This window comes from Martelella sp. AD-3 (genome assembly GCF_001578105.1).
Classification (GTDB): Bacteria; Pseudomonadota; Alphaproteobacteria; order Rhizobiales; family Rhizobiaceae; genus Martelella.
In genome coordinates, this window is sequence record NZ_CP014275.1 from 2772173 (window position 1) to 2791224 (window position 19052).

20 protein-coding genes are annotated in these 19052 nt (G+C 63.9%); 9 read left to right on the top strand and 11 right to left on the bottom strand.

Going from position 1 to position 19052, the window contains the following annotated elements; genetic code table 11:
- The first annotated feature begins 86 nt into the window (after positions 1-86).
- Positions 87-1136 carry a YeiH family protein gene (locus tag AZF01_RS12960; protein ID WP_024708235.1) on the top strand — a complete coding sequence of 350 codons (1050 nt, stop codon included), beginning with the start codon at positions 87-89 and terminating at the stop codon, positions 1134-1136.
- On the opposite strand, the gene AZF01_RS12965 is transcribed toward AZF01_RS12960, so the two are convergent.
- Positions 1137-1769: a DNA-3-methyladenine glycosylase I gene (locus tag AZF01_RS12965; RefSeq protein ID WP_024708234.1), complete on the bottom strand. Its 633-nt coding sequence runs from the start codon at positions 1767-1769 to the stop codon at positions 1137-1139.
- A gap of 183 nt (positions 1770-1952) precedes the next feature.
- Here AZF01_RS12965 and AZF01_RS12970 point away from each other — a divergent pair, with 183 nt between their 5' ends.
- Positions 1953-2618 carry an outer membrane protein gene (locus AZF01_RS12970; protein ID WP_024708233.1) on the top strand — a complete coding sequence of 222 codons (666 nt, stop codon included), beginning with the start codon at positions 1953-1955 and terminating at the stop codon, positions 2616-2618.
- Positions 2619-2624: 6 nt separating this feature from the next.
- Here the strand turns inward: AZF01_RS12970 and AZF01_RS12975 are convergent, their stop codons facing one another.
- Together AZF01_RS12975 and AZF01_RS12980 are read right to left on the bottom strand one after the other, a co-directional pair.
- Entirely contained in the window at positions 2625-3857 is a 1233-nt protein-coding gene (locus AZF01_RS12975) for a polymer-forming cytoskeletal protein (protein WP_081725778.1), read from the bottom strand.
- A gap of 95 nt (positions 3858-3952) precedes the next feature.
- On the bottom strand, positions 3953-4843 hold the full coding sequence (locus AZF01_RS12980) for a hydrogen peroxide-inducible genes activator (protein ID WP_024708231.1): 891 nt from the start codon (positions 4841-4843) through the stop codon (positions 3953-3955).
- A gap of 93 nt (positions 4844-4936) precedes the next feature.
- On the opposite strand from AZF01_RS12980, the gene AZF01_RS12985 reads away from it, so the two are divergent.
- Positions 4937-6433: a catalase gene (locus AZF01_RS12985; RefSeq protein ID WP_024708230.1), complete on the top strand. Its 1497-nt coding sequence runs from the start codon at positions 4937-4939 to the stop codon at positions 6431-6433.
- 74 nt (positions 6434-6507) lie between these two features.
- Here the strand turns inward: AZF01_RS12985 and AZF01_RS12990 are convergent, their stop codons facing one another.
- Positions 6508-7458, bottom strand: coding sequence for a LysR substrate-binding domain-containing protein (locus AZF01_RS12990; protein ID WP_024708229.1), 951 nt, complete (start codon positions 7456-7458; stop codon positions 6508-6510).
- A gap of 267 nt (positions 7459-7725) precedes the next feature.
- Between AZF01_RS12990 and AZF01_RS12995 the strand changes: the two genes are divergently transcribed.
- The gene (locus AZF01_RS12995) at positions 7726-8001 is read left to right on the top strand and encodes a DUF1127 domain-containing protein (protein ID WP_061449688.1); all 276 of its coding nucleotides are present in this window, start codon (positions 7726-7728) and stop codon (positions 7999-8001) included.
- Positions 8002-8219: 218 nt separating this feature from the next.
- Here the strand turns inward: AZF01_RS12995 and AZF01_RS13000 are convergent, their stop codons facing one another.
- The 4 genes from AZF01_RS13000 to AZF01_RS13015 form a co-directional block, all read right to left on the bottom strand.
- The gene (locus AZF01_RS13000) at positions 8220-8588 is read right to left on the bottom strand and encodes a VOC family protein (protein ID WP_024708227.1); all 369 of its coding nucleotides are present in this window, start codon (positions 8586-8588) and stop codon (positions 8220-8222) included.
- Between the two features lie 79 nt (positions 8589-8667).
- Positions 8668-10041, bottom strand: coding sequence for a glutamate--cysteine ligase (locus AZF01_RS13005; RefSeq protein WP_024708226.1), 1374 nt, complete (start codon positions 10039-10041; stop codon positions 8668-8670).
- A gap of 139 nt (positions 10042-10180) precedes the next feature.
- On the bottom strand, positions 10181-10918 hold the full coding sequence (locus AZF01_RS13010; RefSeq protein ID WP_024708225.1) for a 16S rRNA (uracil(1498)-N(3))-methyltransferase: 738 nt from the start codon (positions 10916-10918) through the stop codon (positions 10181-10183).
- A gap of 78 nt (positions 10919-10996) precedes the next feature.
- Entirely contained in the window at positions 10997-11467 is a 471-nt protein-coding gene (locus tag AZF01_RS13015) for an NUDIX hydrolase (RefSeq protein ID WP_081725781.1), read from the bottom strand.
- A gap of 259 nt (positions 11468-11726) precedes the next feature.
- Here AZF01_RS13015 and AZF01_RS23545 point away from each other — a divergent pair, with 259 nt between their 5' ends.
- The gene (locus AZF01_RS23545; RefSeq protein WP_024708223.1) at positions 11727-11891 is read left to right on the top strand and encodes a DUF1328 family protein; all 165 of its coding nucleotides are present in this window, start codon (positions 11727-11729) and stop codon (positions 11889-11891) included.
- Between the two features lie 8 nt (positions 11892-11899).
- Here AZF01_RS23545 and AZF01_RS13020 read toward each other — a convergent pair whose 3' ends face one another.
- Positions 11900-12805: a LysR family transcriptional regulator gene (locus AZF01_RS13020; protein ID WP_244435556.1), complete on the bottom strand. Its 906-nt coding sequence runs from the start codon at positions 12803-12805 to the stop codon at positions 11900-11902.
- 114 nt (positions 12806-12919) lie between these two features.
- Here AZF01_RS13020 and AZF01_RS13025 point away from each other — a divergent pair, with 114 nt between their 5' ends.
- From AZF01_RS13025 to glcF, 4 genes are read left to right on the top strand one after another with little or no spacing between them, the layout of a single operon-like run.
- Positions 12920-14356: an FAD-binding oxidoreductase gene (locus AZF01_RS13025; RefSeq protein ID WP_024708221.1), complete on the top strand. Its 1437-nt coding sequence runs from the start codon at positions 12920-12922 to the stop codon at positions 14354-14356.
- Position 14357: 1 nt separating this feature from the next.
- Complete coding sequence (gene glcE, locus AZF01_RS13030) at positions 14358-15572, top strand: glycolate oxidase subunit GlcE (protein WP_371260700.1); 1215 nt, start codon at positions 14358-14360, stop codon at positions 15570-15572.
- The gene (locus AZF01_RS13035; protein WP_024708219.1) at positions 15569-15946 is read left to right on the top strand and encodes a DUF4870 domain-containing protein; all 378 of its coding nucleotides are present in this window, start codon (positions 15569-15571) and stop codon (positions 15944-15946) included. Before glcE ends, AZF01_RS13035 begins: the two co-directional genes overlap by 4 nt.
- 9 nt (positions 15947-15955) lie before the next feature.
- The gene (glcF, locus tag AZF01_RS13040) at positions 15956-17272 is read left to right on the top strand and encodes a glycolate oxidase subunit GlcF (protein ID WP_024708218.1); all 1317 of its coding nucleotides are present in this window, start codon (positions 15956-15958) and stop codon (positions 17270-17272) included.
- Between the two features lie 9 nt (positions 17273-17281).
- On the opposite strand, the gene AZF01_RS13045 is transcribed toward glcF, so the two are convergent.
- On the bottom strand, positions 17282-17647 hold the full coding sequence (locus tag AZF01_RS13045; RefSeq protein ID WP_024708217.1) for a DUF4186 domain-containing protein: 366 nt from the start codon (positions 17645-17647) through the stop codon (positions 17282-17284).
- An 8-nt stretch (positions 17648-17655) separates the two neighbouring features.
- Positions 17656-18723, bottom strand: coding sequence for an ABC transporter ATP-binding protein (locus tag AZF01_RS13050; RefSeq protein ID WP_024708216.1), 1068 nt, complete (start codon positions 18721-18723; stop codon positions 17656-17658).
- Between the last annotated feature and the right edge of the window lie 329 nt (positions 18724-19052).

A 19052-nucleotide genomic window follows, 5' to 3' on the forward strand; every position in this document is an offset into this window, starting at 1 on the left:
CTCTTTTGCCGAACAAAACGTCAATTATTATTCGATGGAAGCCTATATTTGAGCATGACATGCTTTGCGCATCACAGGATTCTCCCATGCGCATTGCCGTCGAAACCGAAAATATCCACCCCTGGACCGGACGCTTCATCTCGCTCGCGCCCGGCATTCTGCTCTCCTGCCTCGTCGCCCTGGCGGCCTTCGGGCTGGAAGCCGTCGAAGTTCACATTACCGAGCATCGTTTCGTCGAAAACCTTGTGCTCGCCATCCTCATCGGCACGGCCATCCGTTCGCTCGTCCACCTGCCGGCGGCGTTCAACCCCGGGATCCGGTTCTGCGAGAAATTCGTGCTGGAAGTGGCGATCGTGCTGCTCGGCGCCTCGATCAGCGTTCAGGCGCTGAAGGCGGCGGGCCCGGCTCTGGTGCTCGGCATCATCTTCACCGTGATTGCCGCCATCGCCATTTCCTACGGCATCGGCCGCGGTCTCGGGCTGAAGCACAAGCTTGCGACGCTGGTTGCCTGCGGCAATTCCATCTGCGGCAATTCGGCGATCGCGGCAGCCGCCCCGGTCATCGACGCGGAGCCGGAGGATATCGCCTCGGCCATCGCGTTTACCGCCGTGCTCGGCGTCGTCATGGTGCTGGCGCTGCCGCTTGCGCTGGTCGGCCTGGGCTTGACCGCGCCGCAATATGGCGTGCTCTCCGGCCTCACCGTCTATGCCGTGCCGCAGGTGCTCGCCGCCGCCCAGCCGGGCGGGGTGATCGCGGTGCAGACCGGCACGCTGGTCAAGCTTATCCGGGTAATGATGCTCGGCCCCGTGCTCCTCGCGCTCGGCATGACCGCGCGCGCCGCCGCCTCAGGCGCGGGCTCGAAGGTCAAGCTGAAGCATATCGCGCCGTGGTTCATCATCGGCTTCGCGCTGATGATGGCGCTGCGGTCTGTCGGCGCCATTCCGGAAGGGGTCGTTCCGCCGCTTGCCCACGCCTCCAACGCGCTCACCGTGCTGGCCATGGCGGCGCTGGGCCTCTCCGTCGACATCCGCTCGCTCGGCCGCGCCGGCGGACGGGTGATCGCGACCGCGATCCTGTCGATCGGCGTACTGACGGGAATCGCGCTCGGCCTGATCTTCGTGCTGCAGATCGGCTGATCAGGACGCGACGGGCCGCTTCAGCGCGGCCCGCAGCCGCTCCACCTCATCGCGGCAGCAGCAGCCGTCGAGGTGATCGTTCACCAGCCCCATGGCCTGCATGAAGGCATAGACCGTTGTCGGGCCAACGAATTTCCAGCCGCGCTTTCTCAGATCCTTCGAAATCTTCACGGAGACGGAGGTGGTCGGATTCGCCCTGAGCGTTTCGAGATCGACCACCCTCGGCCGGTCCTCCGGTCCCGGTTCATGCGCCCAGAAATAGGCGGCTAGCGACCCGAACTCGGCCTCCATCTCGATGGCGCGGGCGGCGTTGTTGATCGTCGCCTCGATCTTGCCGCGATGGCGGATGATGCCGGCATCGCCGAGCAGACGTTCGACGTCCTTCTCGCCGTACCGCGCAATCTTGTGAAAATCGAAGCCGTCGAAACCGGCGCGGAAATTCTCGCGCTTCCTCAGGATGGTGAGCCAGGACAGCCCCGACTGGAAGCCTTCCAGACAGATCTTCTCGAACAGCCGGACATCATCGGTGACCGGCCGGCCCCATTCCTCATCATGATATCTGAGATAGTCGGGCAGGTTGCCATGCCAGAAACAGCGGTCCCTGCCATCGTCACCCGTTATCAACCCCGCCATATCGCTCACATGCGCCTCCTGATTCTCTATGGAACAAAAAGGAAACATGTTTTCGGCGGAACAACAAGGGCCGAGCGCTCGGGCCAACATGAAACGCAGCCGTCGCGGGCGTGACCGTTCATGAAGCCTTAACCAATTTATACTTTTTTTATGGTTAACAACACGTCGCTTCCGGGACACTCCATGCTTCGCCTCACCGCCTCAGCGGGCCTGCTCCTGCTTGCCTCGTCATTTGCCGCTTCTGCCGATCGCGCGTCTGCCGAAACCGCGTTCTCCGTCTATGGCGGCTATCAGACCGCGCCGCATTCACCGATCGAGATCAATGGCGCTGACGCTTTCACCGCAGGCTGGGAGGGCCGGTCGTTCAACTGGCCTGCCTATTGGGGCGCGCGCGCAACCTACTGGCTCGACCGTTACAAGCAACCGAACCTCGGCATTGCGCTCGATTTCAGCCATGCCAAGGTCTATGCCGATGACGCGACGCTCGCCAAATCGGGCTGGAGCCATTTCGAGTTCACCGACGGGCTCAACCTGCTGACGCTGAACGCGCTCTACCGCTTTCCGATAAAGGACAGCAAATGGACGCCCTATGTCGGCCTCGGGGCCGGCATCAACGTGCCCCATGTCGAGGTCACCCGGCCATCCGGCCGCACCTATGACTACCAGTTCGGCGGCCCGACCGTGCAGGCCCAGGCGGGCGTATCCTACAATTTCGCCAAAAACTGGGACGCCTTCGTCGAATACAAGGCGAACTATTCCTGGGTCGACGTCAAGATCGACAGCGGCGACCGCATGAAGACCGGAATCCTTACCAATGCCGTCAATTTCGGCATTGGTTTCCGGTTCTGAGATCGCCTATGCCCGCGGCGGCTCGTCAGGCGGATCGGTAGGATCTGCTGCCGCGGCTGCGGGCGGGTGCGGCGGCGGGGTTTCGACCACATCGGCCTTCCGGCGCGCGCGCCGCGCCAGCATGCCTTGGCCGCAAAGCGCCGCCATCGCGCCGAAGCCGAGCAGCACGACGATGATGTTCGCGATCCAGCCGAAGAACGGCAGGTAGTGCAGCAGCGACATCAGCACCAGCCCGCCGGCGATCGCCAGCAGGCGGTTGACGAGGCTGGGCTTGAGCGGCCTGATGCTGGTAACCAGCCACCAGGACAGAGCGTAGACCGCGAGCAGATAGGCGAGCGTCCAGAGGGCTACCGTCGCCAGAATGATGAACGGGATCAGCGGAATGGCGATGAGCGTCATCAGCGCCAGCGGCACCGCGCCGAACAGCGTCGACAGCGCAACGAAACCATAGCCGAGCGAGGCGAAAGGCCGGGTGATCAGCCGCGCCCGCGCCGCTTCCGTGCGCTGCGGGGCCAGCAGCAGGAACACCGTCGCCAGCGCCAGCATGAAGACCAGCATGGAAATGAAGCTTGCGACCACGGTCGTGTCGGAGACGACCTCCGGCTCGGGCGCTTCTTCCGAGGCCGGTTTGGGCGTCAGCTTGCGGTAGGTCACCTTGTCGGCGGCAATCACCGATTCCGGAATGGCGACTTCGTCGGGCGCGTAATAGGTCAGCGTGCCGCCGATCGCGGCATCCGGGCCGAAGGCGATCTCGTCGCCCATGATCCTGACATCGCCGGAAACCGCCGCGTTCAGCGTCAGGTCGCCGCTGCCGACGAGCAGACTGCCAGCGATCGGCGCGTTGATTTCGACCGAGCCGGCCGCCAACCGGGCATTGCCGCTGACGGCCGCGCGGGGCCCGATCTCGATGTCCGCGCCAGCGGCCGAAAGATCGCCGGCGACCGTGCCGTCGATCTTGACGGAAAAGCCCGCTGCATAAAGGTCGCCGTTCACACTCGCGTTGGAACGAACCCTGGCGCCCGCCAGAAGCGCATCGCGCCCGACGGAACCGTCAAGCCGCGCCGTCGCGCCGGCCACGAAGGCATTGCGCGGGCTGTCCTGGTTGAGCACGGTCGTCGTGCCGCTGGCATAGGTATCGCCGCCGAAGACCATGATCTTGTCATCATCCGCCATGGCCGCTGCGCTGCCAAGCGTCAGAACCGTCAATGCCGTCGCCAGTATGCGTGCTATTCCGCTCATGACCAAAGCCCCTCTCGCCCGTCAGTCGGTTCATCGAATGCGTCGCTGCCGATACTATCCCGCGTGTGAGGGCTTTCGTAAAGGACCAATGCGGCTCAAACCACCCGGCATTTCAGCACCGCCGCCGCCAGCGCTTCCATGGTCTCGCGTCGTCTGTCAGATCGCCGCCAGCAAAGCCCGATCCGCCGCGCCGGCTGAGGTTCCGCAAAGGGCAGGATGGTCAGCGACGTTCGCGCGGTCTCTGCCGCCACGGCCATTTCGGGGATCAGCGTCATGCCCATGTCGTTCGCCACCATCTGCAGCAGCGTGGTCATGGACGTCGCGCCGACATTGACGACATTGCGCTTCGGCTTCTGCTCGCAAAGTGCCAAGGCCTGGTCGCGCAGGCAATGGCCTTCCTCCAGAAGCAGCAGGCGATCCGCCTCGAGATCGGCCTGGGTCAGGGGCGAGGCGAGCACCGTTTGGTGATTGCGCGCGACCGCCATGAAGAACCGGTCGGCGAAAAGGTCCATCGTCTCAATGCCGTCGCGCTCGATCGGCAGCGCCGCCACCACCGCATCGATCGCCCCCTCCTCCAGATGATCGAGAAGCTGGTCGGTGACCGCCTCCCTCAGGGCCACCTCCGCTTCAGGGTGGAGACGCTTCAGATAGGGCACGAGTTTCGGGATCAGGTACGGAGCGACGGTTGGAATGAGCCCGATCGCGACCGGCCCCGCCAGCGGCCCGGAGGCCGGCCGGGCGGCGTGTTCCAGCGCGGCCATGGCGGCAAGCACGATCCCCGCATGGGCCAGAACCCGCTCGCCCTCGCGGGTCAACAAGACCTGCCGGCGCGCGCGCTCGAACAAGGCGACGCCAAGCTCTGCCTCCATCTCCATGATCTGGGCGGAAAGCGCCGGCTGGCTGATATGCACCGCCTCCGCCGCCCGGCCGAAATGGCGCTCGCGCGCCAGCGCCTCGAAATAGCGCAATTGCTTGAATGTAACCATGATAGGAAAATCCTATCGTAATCTCCGGAAATCACAATTGGAAATTATCGAAACTTCGTGAGACCATTGCCATCACGAATAATGGAGGAAACCATGGCAGATAAACCGACCCTCACGACAACCGCCGGCGCCGCCGTGCCCGACAACCAGAATTCCATCACCGCTGGTCCGCGCGGCGGCGTGATGATCCAGGATTACCAGCTGATCGAGAAGCTCGCCCACCAGAACCGCGAGCGCATTCCCGAGCGCGTGGTCCACGCCAAGGGCTGGGGCGCGTTCGGCACGCTGAAGATCACCGGCGACATTTCGAAATACACCAAGGCCAAGTGTCTCCAGCCGGGCGCGGAAACGCCGATGCTCGCCCGCTTCTCCACCGTTGCCGGCGAACTGGGCGCGGCGGATGCCGAGCGCGACGTGCGCGGCTTCGCCCTGAAATTCTACACCGAGGACGGCAACTGGGACCTGGTCGGCAACAACACGCCGGTGTTCTTCGTCCGCGATCCTTACAAGTTCCCGGATTTCATCCACACCCAGAAGCGCCATCCGCGCACCAATCTGCGCTCGCCCAAGGCGATGTGGGATTTCTGGTCGCTGTCGCCGGAAAGCCTGCACCAGGTCACGATCCTGATGTCCGACCGCGGCATCCCGGTCGACCCGACCTTCATGAACGGCTACGGCTCGCACACCTATTCGCTCTGGAACGATGCCGGCGAGCGCTTCTGGGTCAAGTTCCACTTCAAGACCGAACAGGGCCACAAGCACTACACCAATGACGAGGCGGAAACGCTGATCGGCAAGAGCCGCGAGACCTATCAGGAAGCGCTGTTCGACAAGGTCGAGACCGGCAATTATCCGCGCTGGAAGGTGCAGGTGCAGATCATGCCGGAGGCGGATGCCGACAAGACGGCCTACAACCCCTTCGACCTCACCAAGGTCTGGCCGCATGGCGACTATCCGCCGATCGATATCGGCGTGATGGAACTGAACCGCAACGCCGACAATTACTTCGCGGAGATCGAGCAGGCGGCGTTCTCGCCCTCCAACATCGTGCCCGGCATCTCGCATTCGCCGGACAAGATGCTGCAGGCGCGCATCTTCTCCTATGCGGACGCCCACCGCTACCGTCTCGGCACCCATTACGAGGCGCTGCCGGTCAACGCGCCGAAATGTCCGGTCCATCACTACCACAAGGATGGCCAGATGAACTTCTTCGGCCAGAAGACCGGTGCGACGGACGCCTATTACGAGCCGAACAGCATGGGCGGCGCGGTCGAGGACAGGTCGGCGATGGAGCCGCCGCTTGCCATCGAAGGCGACATGGGCCGCTTCAACCACCGCGAGGGCAATGACGACTTTTCCCAACCCCGGGCGCTGTTCGAACTCTTCGACGATGGCCAGAAGGGACGTCTGTTCGACAACATCGCCGCCGCCATGGGCGGGGTGCCGGGCGAGATCATCGAACGTCAGCTGGCGCTCTTCAAGCAGGTCCATCCGGACTATGAAGCCGGCGTCCGCGCCGCGCTGAAGGAAGCCCACGGTTACGAGGCCAATGCGATCTCGACGCCGGGAACGCCGAACGCCGCGGAGTAGCAGCCTCCCGGAGGGATTGATCGGCAGGCCGGCGCGAAACGTGCCGGCCTTATTTTCCGCGTGCAGACCGCGCCCTACCAGCTCGCCGCGACATGGGTGGGCTTCATCCGCGGCGAACGCGACAGCACCTTGCCGTCCATCTCGAAGCCCGGCGCGACCTCGACGGCGCTGATATTGTCGAGCGAGGCGATGATGTGGTTGGAAAGCGCGGTCGTCAGCGAGGCGGAAGCGCCCGGACGCTTCATCAGGCCGATCTGCACCGGCGGCAGCGGCGGAAAGCCGTCGGCCTGGGAAAGCACCCGCATGCCGTTGCGCAGCGCCGATTCCGGCAGGATCGAGATCGCCATGCCGGCGAGCACGGCAGAGGCCACGACAGTTGCCGACCAGCTGGTGAACAGCACGCGATAGTCCCGGTCCACGCCCTCGAGCGCGGCGATGGCGAGTTGCCGCCAGCGGCAGTCACGCCGCCCGACGGCAAGCGGAACGGGCCGGTCGACCGGCAAGGCGTGGTTGGCGGACGCGACCCAGCACAGGGGCTCGGTGCGCACCACTTCCGAATCGCGCGTGCGCGGGTTGTGGGTAACGAGCGCCATGTCGAGTTCGCCCTGCTTCAGCCGTTCCACCAGATCGTTGGAATCCTCGCAGACGATATAGAGCTCGACATTGGGATGGGACTTGGCAAACCGGTTGATGATGTCCGGCATGTAGCGGTCGGCATAGTCATCCGGCGTGCCGATGCGGATCGAGCCTTCGAGGCGATTATCATCGAAGGCCGCGATCGCCTCATTGTTGAGGCGGATGATCCGCCGGGCATAATTCAGAAGCTTGTCGCCCTCATCCGTCAGCCGCACCCCGCGGCCGTCCTTGGTGAAAAGCTGCTTGCCGATCCTGTCTTCAAGACGACGCATCTGCATGGAGACAGCAGACTGGGTCTTGAAGACCTGCTCGGCAGCGCGCGTAAAAGAGCCGTTGTCGACAATGGCGACGAAGGTCTGAAGCTGATCGATATCCAGAGGCGCAACCATGAAATCACCCATCAAGTCTATTGATGTTTGATATTAAAAACATTCGTTGGACTGATCAATAAGAAATCGCCATCCTGTCAAGCAACGAAACGGGCAACCCGTTTGCCGGCATAAACGCCACGCGCATGTTTCGGGTGGCAGCAGGGCAAAATTTTCGGTTTGTTCGTCAAAGACCGGCAGCGGCCGCGCGCAAGGGCGCGCTGAGAGGGTGGCTGCAGGATCTGTTCAAAGGGCCGCGTCCGGGCGGCCCGACCGAAGGAGGCGACGATGTCGTTGATTGAAAGAGCGTCTGACAGCCGGGCACTGGCGCACCGGCCCCACTCCCTGTTTGCGGGCCTTGCCGCGCTTCGCGCCGCGCTCGCGCGTTTCACGAAGAACCGTTCGGCCATCCGCTATATGGCTGACATGGACGATGCGCTGTTGAAAGACATCGGCCTTACCCGCACCGATGTCGAACAGGCCTATATGAGCTCGATCCGGGAAGACCCGATGGTGGACCTGAAGCGGGCTGCCTGCAACCGTGCACAGCGCATGGTCATCTGACCGGAGCCGGTGCCGGCCCAAGCGGGCAACGCTCCGTCAGGTGTCGGCAAAGGAGGCTTTGCGCCGGATAGATTTCTGTTCAGATTTGGCGTTGGTTTGACGGCCGTTCCCAACCGCGGCCCGAAGAAAGCGTCATTTTCCCCGCAGGGTGGTTCAGCCTTCACTCTGCATTTTGCCCGGAAGCCTTTGTGTTTCCGGGCTTTTTTTTTGCGCCAGGCTCATCCGCTTTCATCCGGCGTATAAGGCTGCCAGAGTTCCAGCGGATTGCCTTCGGGATCGTGAATGCGGGCAAAGCGACCGACGCCCGGCATATCCCATTCCGCATTGGTGATCACCGCGATACCGGCCGCGCGCAGGCTGCCGCAGAGGCCCTCGAGGTCATCGACCCGCAGGTTCAGCATGAAGCCGTGGTCTTTGGCAAAATAGTCGGTATCGGCAGGAAAGGGCGCGAACACCGAAGGACCTGCCATCGTGTCCCAGGTCCCATAGGGGGCCGACCCGACCCCGAGATGTTCGACATACCAGGCGCGAAGCGCCTCCGGGTCGCGCGCACGAAAGAAGAAACCGCCAATACCTGTGACAGCCATCGCCAAGCCTCCGCCTGAAGCGGAGATTATAGACCCGCAGCGATGAAAAATCTTCCGGCAAATTTTCGGGCATCTGGCCTCAATACTGGAACTCGGCGAACAGCGGGTCGACCGACCCGTTCCAGCGGCCGTGATAAAGCGCCAGAAGGTCCTCGGCAAAGGTCGCCTTCTTGGCGATGATCTCGTCGAGCGTCATCAGGAAGACCGCCTCGCTCTGGCCGCTGGCATTCAGATTGTTGCGCGCCTTGAGGCCCGCGCGGGCAATCTCGATCACCTCGCGGCCGACGTCAAGCAGCGAACGCCCACCGATCTCGGCCTTCAGCGCAAGACGCGGAACTTCGTCGCGCAGGCGGTGAATGTCGGCGACCGACCAGTCGGCGGTCAGCTGTTCGGCGGCGTCCATCGCGCCGGCGTCGTAAAGCAGGCCGACCCAGAACGAGGGCAGCGCGCAGATGCGCCGCCAGGTGCCGCCATCGGCGCCGCGCATTTCCAGAAAGCGCTTCAGCCGCACGTCGGGAAAGAGCGTCGACAGGTGGTTGGTCCAGTCGCCCATGGTCGGCTGCCATTCCTCGACCTCGCCCTTGAGCGCGCCGGCCATGAACTGGCGGAAGGTGATGTCGGTGCAGTCGCGATAGCGCCCGTCACGGATGATGAAATACATCGGCACGTCAAGCGCCCATTCGACATAGCGCTCGAAGCCGAAGCCGGGTTCGAAGGCGCAATCAAGCAGGCCGGCGCGGTTGTTGTCGGTATCGCGCCAGATATCGCCGCGCCAGGAGAGAAGCCCGTTCGGCCTGCCCTCGGTGAAGGGCGAAGAGGCGAAAAGCGCGGTCGCGAGCGGCTGCAGCTTCTGCGACAGCGCCATTTTCCGGCGCATGTCGGCCTCGGAGGAGAAGTCGATATTCACCTGGATGGTGCAGGTCCTGTACATCATGTCGAGACCCTGCGTGCCGACCTTCGGCATGTAGTTGCTCATGATGCCGTAGCGTGATTTCGGCATGCGCGGCGTTTCTGCGAGCGTCCATTTCGGGCTGCCGCCGACGCCGAGAAAGCCGATGCCCATCGGCTCGGCCACCGAGCGCAGCACCGCAAGGTGACGGTTCGATTCCCGGCAGGTCTCGTGCAGCGTCCGAAGCGGCGCGCCGGAGAGCTCGAACTGGCCGCCCGGCTCCAGCGAGATCGCGCCCATGCCGGACGGGTCGGCAAGGCCGATGATGTTCTCGCCGTCCATGATCGCGTCCCAGCCGAGCTTGCCCTTCATGCCGTGAAGAACGGCGGAGATCGAACGCTCCCCCTCGTAGGGCACGGGGGTATTGTCTACCTTGAAGAAGGGAAACTTCTCATGCTCTGTGCCGATGCGGAAATCCGCCTCGGGTTTGCAGCCGGCCTCCAGATAGGCGGCAAGTTCCGCCGTATCGGCGATCGGCGTGGCGTCGGAAGTGTCACGGGCCATGGAAGTTCCTCGATATCGTCTGCCGGCCAGGGCCGGGTTTTCCATCGCTATTGGCCCGGTTTGTCCGGGCGATCAAGTCAATTTCCTTGAATAAGGGATAAATGCACGGGGACGTGACAGGCTCCGCGCGCGGTCGGCTTTATTCCCAGTCGCCGATCGTCGCCTGGATGATCGCGAGCGCGGCGACGGCGGCCGTGTCGGCCCTGAGGATGCGCGGGCCAAGCGGGATCGGCGTCACGAACGGGCTGGCCCGCAACATTGCCCGCTCCTCGTCCGAAAATCCGCCTTCGGGTCCGATCAGCAGCGCGAGGCTTTTCTCCGTAACCCGCTGAAGCGCCTTCACAGGGTTCTGGTCTTCGTCCGCCTCGTCGCAGAAGATCAGCCGCCGCCCGGCCTCCCACCCCTCCAGAAGGTCGGCGAGCTTCACCGGTTCCAGAAGCTCGGGAACGGCGAGCACGCCGCATTGCTCGGCGGCCTCGATGATGTTGGCCGCGAGCCGGTCGCTCTTGCCGGGCTTGCCCTGGACATGCTGCGTCATCACCGGCTGGATGCGCCCTGCCCCCATCTCGACGGCCTTCTGCACCATATAGTCCATTCGTCCGACTTTCAGCGGCGCGAAAAGATAGGTCAGATCCGGCAGGGGCGGCTGCGGCCGGGTCTGTTCGACCGGCTGAAGCATGATCTTCTTGCGGCTCGGATAGGCGATCCGCGCCAGCCATTCGCCATCGCGCCCGTTGAACAGCAGAAGCTCGGCGCCCTCTTCGGCGCGGATGACATGGGCCAGGTAATGGAACTGGTTCCTGTCGGCCTCGAAGGCCTCTCCGGCGGCAAGGCCGATGTCGACATAGAGGCGCTGCAGGCGATAATTGGCGCGCATGATGGCTCCCGCGATTCGAATGCTCTCGCTGCGAATCCTATCGGATTTCAGCGCCAACCAGAATGGCAGGCCGCCGCCTCAGCTCTCGATCAGGTTGATGAGCTCGATCAGCAGCGTCTTCAACTCGCTTTCATGCACGAGCTCGGCTGCTTCCTCCGGCGACGTCCACTTGCGCGTGCGCTCGTCGGCCTCGGGATATTTCGACTTGGTCTTGCGCACCCGCAAGGGATAGAGATCGACGACGCAGGGCACGGACGTGCCGTTGTCGAGCCGTTTAAGATAGGAATAGTTTCCAAGCGGCTTTTCGCCGACCTTGCCCTTGATGCCGGCCTCCTCGAAGGCTTCCTGGGCGGCGACCTCGTGCGGGGCCTTGTTGGCCATCGGCCAGCCCTTGGGCGTCACCCAGCGGCCCGTGTCTCGGCTGGTGATCAGCAGCACCTCGATCGCTGTCTTCTTCTTCGTACGGGTCAGCCGATAGCAGAGGGCGGCATATTGCTGGCGGGCTTCGCTCATGTCGGCATTCTCAGCCAGCGTCTTGTCAGATGGCATGTCCCGCATATGTCCTTCCGGCGAGGGGTCCGCGCAAACGCAGACTCAGTGACGATCCTCGCAAAATTGATAAAACCCGTTTCTATCATGGCTTGTCACCATGGAAACGGCCCGCAGGTGAAGCTTTTGTGAAATTAACGGGCCGAGACGCTGTTTCGCCGACGATGGCAAAAGGTTCACGTATAAGCAGCGGGAACTTTCCGCTTACGGCGCCGTTCCTGTTTGCAACCGATACGAAAGAGCGCCGAAAGGACATACAATGCTTGAGTGGATCCTGATATTGCTGATCATCGCGGCGGTCGCGAGCCTTCTGGGCTTCCGCGGCGTGGCGGGCCTTTCGGCCGGCATTGCCCGCGTGCTGATCTTCATCGTCCTCGTGGTGATCCTGATTTCCCTGATCACCGGCATATTGATCGTCGCGTGAGAGCGCGCCTACGCCCCCCAATAGCTCGCGGGGGCGTAGAGCCTGGCCAGGAAATCGATGAACAGCCGCACTTTCTCCGGCAGGAAGTTGCGGCTCGGATAGACCGCGAACAGCCCGACATCGCCCGGGCTCTCATACTGCCGCAGCACCTGCACCAGCCTGCCGCTCGCGATCTCCGGCCCGATATCCCAGGTCGAGCGCAGCGCGACCCCCATGCCGGCCAGAACCGCCTCGCGCACCACTTCGCTGGAATTGGTGACGAGCCGGCCTTCCGGACGCAGCGCGACCGGACCATCAGGCCCTGCCAGCCGCCAGTGCTCGCCGTTATGGGCCGGCAGGCAGACATGGCGATCAAGGTCGGCAAGCGTTTCCGGCAAGCCCATTCTCTCCACATAGGAGGGCGCGGCGCACAGGATGCGCCTCACCGGCGCGAGCTTGCGCGCCACAAGGGAACTGTCGGTGAGTTCGCCGATGCGGATGGCGACATCGAAGCCTTCGGCAACGATATCGACGAAGGCGTCATTCAAGAGCAGTTCGATCTCAAGCGCCTCATGGGCGTTCATGAAGGTGGAAAGATGCGGGGCGATATGCATGCGCCCGAAGGATGTGGGCGCGGAAACCCGGAGCCTGCCCCTGACGGCGGCCGTGCGCCCCTCGACGAAGGCCTGCGCTTCCTCGGCCCCCGCCAGAACCGGCAGGATGCGTTCATAATAGCCCCGCCCGGTTTCCGTCAGCATCACCCGCCGCGTTGTCCGTTGCAAGAGGCGCGCGCCGAGCGCCTCCTCCAGCCGCTTGATGCTCTTTGAAACCACGGCGGGCGAGAGCCTCAGCTCATGCGCCGCCTCCGTCATGCTGCCGGTCGTCGCCACGCGGGCGAAAATCTCTATGTCGGTCAGGTTCATAGTGCCCGCCATTTTTGCCATATCGGAACAAGTGTTAGCATTTGTCTTGCTCAAAGGCCAATGATAGAACGCGGGAGGAGACAGAGACGCCCTGGTTGCGTTTCGCGAAGATGCGGAGGTGAACCCTTGTCCGGCGCAATAGCGTTCAGCACGCCGAAGGCCGATATCCTGGCCCGGCGCGGCGCGATTATTTCCGATCTTCAGGCCATGCTGCCGAAGGACGCGCTGATTCACGAAGGGCGCGAACTGGTGCCCTTCGAGACCGATGGCTTCATTGCCTATACCCGCCTGCCGCTGGCCGTCTGCCTGCCGGAAACGACTGAGCAGGTGGCAAAGGTGCTGGCCTATTGCCACGAGAACGGCATTCCGGTCGTGCCGCGCGGCGCCGGCACTTCGCTTTCGGGCGGCGCCATCGGCCAGGAGGACGCGATCATTCTCGGCCTGTCGCGCATGAACCGCATTCTCGACATCGACCTGCCGAACCGGGCGGCGACCGTCCAGGCGGGTGTGACCAACATCGCCATCTCGGAGGCGGTGAAGCCCGAAGGCTTTTTCTACGCGCCGGACCCGAGTTCGCAGCTCGCCTGCACCATCGGCGGCAATATCGGCATGAATTCCGGCGGGGCGCACTGCCTGAAATACGGCGTGACCACGAACAACCTGCTCGGCGTGAAGATGGTGCTGGTCGATGGCACGGTGATCGATCTCGGCGGCAAGGCGCTTGATTCGGGAGGCTACGACCTGATGGCGCTCGTCTGCGGCTCGGAAGGCCAGCTCGGCATCATCACAGAGGCGGCCGTCCGGCTTCTGGCAAGCCCGGAAGGGGCGCGGCCCGTGCTCTTCGGCTTCCCGACCTCCGAACAGGCCGGCGCCTGCGTCACCGACATCATCGCTTCGGGCATCATTCCCGTCGCCATCGAGTTCATGGACAAGCCGGCGATCGAGATCTGCGAGGCCTTCGCCAAGGCCGGCTATCCGCTCGATGCGGGCGCGCTCCTGATCATCGAGGTCGAGGGCTCGGAAGACGAGATGGAGGCGATGCTTGCCGAAATCGTCGCGATCGCCGAACGCCACGGCGTGATGGCGATCCGCCGGAGCCAGTCGGCGACGGAGGCCGCGCTGATCTGGAAGGGCCGAAAGTCCGCCTTCGGCGCCACCGGCCGCATTGCCGACTATATCTGCATGGACGGCACCGTGCCCTTGAGCCAGCTTTCCTATGTGCTGCAGAAGACCAGCGAGATCACCGATCGCTATGGCCTCAGGGTCGCCAACGTGTTCCATGCCGGCGACGGCAACATGCATCCGCTGATCCTCTACAATATCAACGATCCGGAAGACGCCGCGCGCGCGGAGGAAGCGGGCGCGGAAATCCTCAAGCTCTGTGTGGACGCCGGCGGCTGCCTGACCGGCGAGCACGGCGTCGGCATCGAGAAACGCGACCTGATGCGCCATCAATATTCCGACGCCGACCTGCGCCAGCAGATGGCGGTGCGCGCCGCCTTCGATCCGGACTGGGTGCTGAACCCCTCCAAGGTTTTCCCGCTGGAGGGCCGTGATGACTGAGATGCTGACGCCTGAAACCGAGGCGGAAGCCGCCGGCATCATCGCCCGCCATTTCGAGACGGGCGTGCCGCTTGCCCTTTGCGGCGGCAATACCCGGTCCGGCTTCGGCAATCCGCAGAGGGCCGAAACCACGCTTTCGTCTTCCGCGCTTTCCGGCATCGTCTCCTACGAGCCCTCGGAAATGGTGATGACGGCGCGGGCCGGCACGCCGCTTGCAGAAATCGAGGCGGCGCTCAGGGCAAACGGCCAGTTCCTCGCCTTCGAGCCGATGGACCATCGCGGCATCATGAATACCGAGGGCACGCCGACGATCGGCGGCGTGTTCGCCGCCAATGTCTCCGGTCCTCGCCGCTTCGCGCTTGCGGGGGCTGCCCGCGACCATCTGCTGGGCGCGCGTTTCATCAATGGCAAGGGCGAGGCGATCAAGGCCGGCGGCCGGGTGATGAAGAATGTGACGGGGCTTGATCTTGCCCGACTGATGGCGGGCTCGCACGGCACGCTCGGCTTCCTGACGGAAGTGACCTTCAAGGTGCTGCCGGCGCCGAAGGCGGCGACCACCATCGTCGTCTCCGACCTGACCGATGACGACGCCATCGCGCTGATGGCGGCCGCCATGGCGCTGCCTCTGGAGGTTTCGGGCGCGGCCCACCTGCCCTACAGCGTACGAAACGCCTTCCTGTCCGGCGCGCTCGAAGGCGACAGTGTCACCTGCCTCAGGCTTGAGGGCCTGCCGGAATCGGTTGCCGTCCGCGCCGAAAAACTGAAGGATTATGCCGGCGCGATCGGTCCCGTCGCCGAACTGGACGGCGTGAAGACGGGAACGCTCTGGCGCGAGATTCGCGACGCCGCGCCCTATGCGGAAAAATCGCTGCGTCCGCTCTGGCGCGTCAGCATCGCGCCGTCGGAGGCCGCGAAGCTTGTTGCCGACATCCGCCTGGAGGCGGCCGTGGACGCGCTCTACGACTGGCAGGGCGGACTGGTCTGGATGCGCATGGACGGCGCGCCGGAACCGGGCCGGCTCAGGGCGCTGATCAAGGCCCATGGCGGCGGACATGCGACCCTGATGCGGGCAGACCCGGTCGCGCGCGCGCTGGTCCCCGCCTTCGAACCGCAGCCGCCCGCGATCGCGGCCCTTGCAGCGCGGATCAAGCAGAAACTCGACCCGAAGGGGATATTCAGCCCCGGAAAGATGGCGAAAGAGGAGATGGCAGCATGAGCGACCCGCAAACGACACCGCCCAAGCGCTTCGGCGACGGATGGATGGACCCGACGAGGAACAACGTCATCCTCATCTATATTCTCTATCTCGTCAGCTGCGTGATCTTCATTGCCGGCGTCATCGGCCTGATCTCGGCCTATATGAACCGCGACAAGGCCGAGGACTGGCTGAAGACGCATTACACCTGGGCGATCCGCACTTTCTGGATCGCGCTGCTCTTCTCGGCCATTTCCTTCGTGCTGACCTTCGTGATCATCGGCGTGTTCGGTTTCCTGGCCACCGCCGTCTGGGTCATCGTCCGCGTGATCATCGGCCTCCAGAAGGTCAACCGTTCGGAGCCGATCGAGCGCCCGCAAAGCTGGCTGGTTTAGGCGCATCCCATGCAGACCCGCTTCTCCCCCGAGCAGCTTGCCGATCCCAAGGTCGCCGAAGCCGAATCCATCCTGCGCAAATGCGTGCATTGCGGTTTCTGCACGGCTACATGCCCGACCTATGTAACGCTCGGCAACGAGCTCGACAGCCCGCGCGGGCGCATCTACCTGATCAAGGACATGCTGGAAAACGGGCGGCCGGCGGATGAGGAAGTCGTCACCCATATCGACCGCTGTCTCTCCTGCCTGTCATGCGTGACCACCTGTCCCTCGGGCGTCGACTACATGCACCTCGTCGACCATGCCCGCGTCCATATCGAGAAGACCTACAGGCGCCCCTTCATGAACCGCGTCACCCGCGCGGTTCTGGCGGCAGTGCTGCCCTATCCGGCCCGTTTTCGTGCGGCCCTTTCGCTGGCGCGGCTGGGGCGGCCCTTTGCCGGCCTTTTCGGCTCGTTTGCCGCGCTCAAGCCCTTCGAGGCGATGCTGAAACTCGCGCCTTCGCGCCTGCCCGCGGCCTCTCCCGTCTCGAAACCCGCGACCCATGCCGCGACCGTGGAGAAACGCGGCCGTGTGGCGCTTCTGACCGGCTGCGCCCAATCGGTGCTCGACCCCGCGATCAATGAGGCGACCGTCCGCCTTCTGACGCGGCTCGGCGTCGAGGTGGTGGTGCCGGAGGGCGAAGGCTGTTGCGGCTCACTGGTCCACCATATGGGCCGCGAGGAACAGGCGCTTGCCGAGGCGCGCAGGAATGTCGACGTCTGGACGCGGGAGATCGAGAACGGCGGGCTCGACGCCGTCATCATCACCGCCTCCGGCTGCGGCACGACGATCAAGGATTACGGCCACATGCTGCGGCATGATCCGGCCTATGCGGAAAAGGCCGCCAGGGTCTCAGCGATCGCCAGGGACATCACCGAATATCTGGCGGGACTCGACCTTCCCGAGCAGAAGCGCCAGGGCATCACCGTCGCCTATCACTCCGCCTGCTCCATGCAGCACGGCCAGCAGATCAAGGCGGCACCGAAACTGCTTCTGGAGGAGGCGGGCTTTGCCGTCAAGGAACCGGCCGAGGGGCATCTGTGTTGCGGATCGGCCGGGACCTACAACATCATGCAGCCGGAGATTTCGGCGAAGCTGAAGGCCCGCAAGGTGAAGAACATCGAGGCGACGAGGCCCGACATCATCGCCACCGGCAATATCGGCTGCATCACCCAGATCGCCTCCGGGACCGCCGTTCCGATCCTGCACACCGTGGAACTCATCGACTGGGCCTATGGCGGAGAGAAGCCGGACAAGCTGAAGGGCATGAAGCTCTCCGCCTGAGGCGGCAGATCACCGCTGCCCGGACGACATCTGGCCGACGATCCAGCGGTCGAGCACCGCGACGACATAGGCAATCTCGCCCTCGTCGAGCGGTCGACCCTTCTCGATGCCGTGCCACTTCATCAGGCATCCCCGGCAGCAGGTCGCCGTTGCATGCTGGGCGAGGAAGGCCGGGTGACCGCGCATCGGCGTCTGCTTCCCGTCATTGGCCGGTTCGGCCGGCGCAAGGCGCGCGCGGATGAAATCCTCGGCATGGGCATTGACCTCTGCCCTGCCCTTTGACGCGGCATAGGCCCGGTCCTTCTCGGACAATGAAAAGCGGCTTCGGAATTTCGACCGCGACAGCCGGTCGAAAAGCGGATCGAGGTCAGCCATTCCGCCTCTCAGTTCAACCGGTCGCCGCTTTCGGTATCGAAGACATGCATGCGCGCGGCATCGAAGACGACCTTTACCTGCTGATGGCGCTCATAGGGGACGCGTTCCGGCGTCAGCAGCAGAACCTGGTCGCCGCCGGCCGTCATCGTCGCATGGGTTTCGGAGCCGGTGGTCTCGGTAAATTCGATCACCGCATCGGTTCCCGCATCGTCAAAGGCGACATTTTCCGGACGTATGCCGATGGTGATCGCCGCACCGGCCTGAAGCCCGTCAACCGCCGGCAGCGGCCAGAGCGCCCCGCCCTTGCTGCGCAGACCCAATGCGCCATCCCGAGCCTCGGCCACGCCTTCAATGAGGTTCATGCCCGGCGCGCCGATGAAGCCGGCGACGAAGACATTCTGCGGGCGGTCGTAGAGCTCGAGCGGCGTGCCGACCTGCTCGATCGCGCCGGCGCGCATCAGAACGATGCGCTCGCCCATGGTCATGGCTTCCATCTGGTCGTGGGTGACGTAGATCATGGTCGTTTGAAGCCGGCGGTGCAGCGCCTTGATCTCGGCGCGCATCTGGGCGCGCAGCTTGGCGTCGAGGTTGGACAGCGGCTCGTCGAACAGGAAGGCCTCCGGGTTGCGCACCAGCGCCCGGCCCATGGCGACGCGCTGTTTCTGCCCGCCGGAAAGTTCGCTCGGATAGCGCTCCAGTTCCTGGGTGAGCCCCAGCATCTCGGCAGCCCGCTCGACGGCCGCATCGCGCTCGGCGCGGGAAATACCGGCCATGCGCAGGGCGAAAGCCATGTTCTTGCGCACGCTCATATGCGGATAGAGCGCGAAATCCTGAAACACCATGGCGATGTTGCGCTGGCGCGGCTGCATCCTGTTGGCGACCTGGCCGTTGACCAGGACCTCGCCCCCGGTGATCTCCTCAAGGCCGGAAATCATCCGCAACAGCGTCGACTTGCCGCAGCCGGACGGACCGACGAGAACCGCGAACTCGCCGTCGGCGATGTCGAGATCAAGACCGTGGATGACCTGGCGCTGGCCATATTTCTTGACGATGTTGCGCAGCGTGAGACTGGCCATTGTTCTTCTAACCTCCGGGGCGGACGCGTTTGCGATCCGCCTTACCGTATTTCCGCCGGGGATGAAATTGCCTGGCGCACACGGCAGGCCGAAACCGAGACGTTTTTTTCGCATGATCAGGAACCAATCGGCGCATTAGAACGTTTGAAAAGTCTCCAGATAAGCCGCGTCCCGATAAATGCGGCAGTCTGGGACAGGGTGCGACCCGCCCCGGCACAGGCAATCTGTGCCGGGGATGTCCCGTTCACGATGCCGCTCGGCGCATCCGTGCCAGTCATGCGGCATTTGCCAGCCATAGGACCTGAGGCATTGTCGCGGAGGTCAGATGT

What these genes read in the sequence shown, in the direction of transcription:
- AZF01_RS23545 (WP_024708223.1), top strand. Translation starts at nt 11,727, where the DNA reads ATGCTTGAGTGGATCCTGATATTGCTGATCATCGCGGCGGTCGCGAGC.
- AZF01_RS13010 (WP_024708225.1), bottom strand. Translation starts at nt 10,918, where the DNA reads ATGCGCGCCAATTATCGCCTGCAGCGCCTCTATGTCGACATCGGCCTT.
- AZF01_RS12975 (WP_081725778.1), bottom strand. Translation starts at nt 3,857, where the DNA reads ATGAGCGGAATAGCACGCATACTGGCGACGGCATTGACGGTTCTGACG.
- AZF01_RS13045 (WP_024708217.1), bottom strand. Translation starts at nt 17,647, where the DNA reads ATGGCTGACCTCGATCCGCTTTTCGACCGGCTGTCGCGGTCGAAATTC.
- AZF01_RS13035 (WP_024708219.1), top strand. Translation starts at nt 15,569, where the DNA reads ATGAGCGACCCGCAAACGACACCGCCCAAGCGCTTCGGCGACGGATGG.
- glcE (WP_371260700.1), top strand. Translation starts at nt 14,358, where the DNA reads ATGCTGACGCCTGAAACCGAGGCGGAAGCCGCCGGCATCATCGCCCGC.
- AZF01_RS12970 (WP_024708233.1), top strand. Translation starts at nt 1,953, where the DNA reads ATGCTTCGCCTCACCGCCTCAGCGGGCCTGCTCCTGCTTGCCTCGTCA.
- AZF01_RS13015 (WP_081725781.1), bottom strand. Translation starts at nt 11,467, where the DNA reads ATGCCATCTGACAAGACGCTGGCTGAGAATGCCGACATGAGCGAAGCC.
- AZF01_RS12995 (WP_061449688.1), top strand. Translation starts at nt 7,726, where the DNA reads ATGTCGTTGATTGAAAGAGCGTCTGACAGCCGGGCACTGGCGCACCGG.
- AZF01_RS12980 (WP_024708231.1), bottom strand. Translation starts at nt 4,843, where the DNA reads ATGGTTACATTCAAGCAATTGCGCTATTTCGAGGCGCTGGCGCGCGAG.
- glcF (WP_024708218.1), top strand. Translation starts at nt 15,956, where the DNA reads ATGCAGACCCGCTTCTCCCCCGAGCAGCTTGCCGATCCCAAGGTCGCC.
- AZF01_RS12990 (WP_024708229.1), bottom strand. Translation starts at nt 7,458, where the DNA reads ATGGTTGCGCCTCTGGATATCGATCAGCTTCAGACCTTCGTCGCCATT.
- AZF01_RS12960 (WP_024708235.1), top strand. Translation starts at nt 87, where the DNA reads ATGCGCATTGCCGTCGAAACCGAAAATATCCACCCCTGGACCGGACGC.
- AZF01_RS13050 (WP_024708216.1), bottom strand. Translation starts at nt 18,723, where the DNA reads ATGGCCAGTCTCACGCTGCGCAACATCGTCAAGAAATATGGCCAGCGC.
- AZF01_RS13005 (WP_024708226.1), bottom strand. Translation starts at nt 10,041, where the DNA reads ATGGCCCGTGACACTTCCGACGCCACGCCGATCGCCGATACGGCGGAA.
- AZF01_RS12985 (WP_024708230.1), top strand. Translation starts at nt 4,937, where the DNA reads ATGGCAGATAAACCGACCCTCACGACAACCGCCGGCGCCGCCGTGCCC.
- AZF01_RS13000 (WP_024708227.1), bottom strand. Translation starts at nt 8,588, where the DNA reads ATGGCTGTCACAGGTATTGGCGGTTTCTTCTTTCGTGCGCGCGACCCG.
- AZF01_RS12965 (WP_024708234.1), bottom strand. Translation starts at nt 1,769, where the DNA reads ATGGCGGGGTTGATAACGGGTGACGATGGCAGGGACCGCTGTTTCTGG.
- AZF01_RS13020 (WP_244435556.1), bottom strand. Translation starts at nt 12,805, where the DNA reads ATGGCGGGCACTATGAACCTGACCGACATAGAGATTTTCGCCCGCGTG.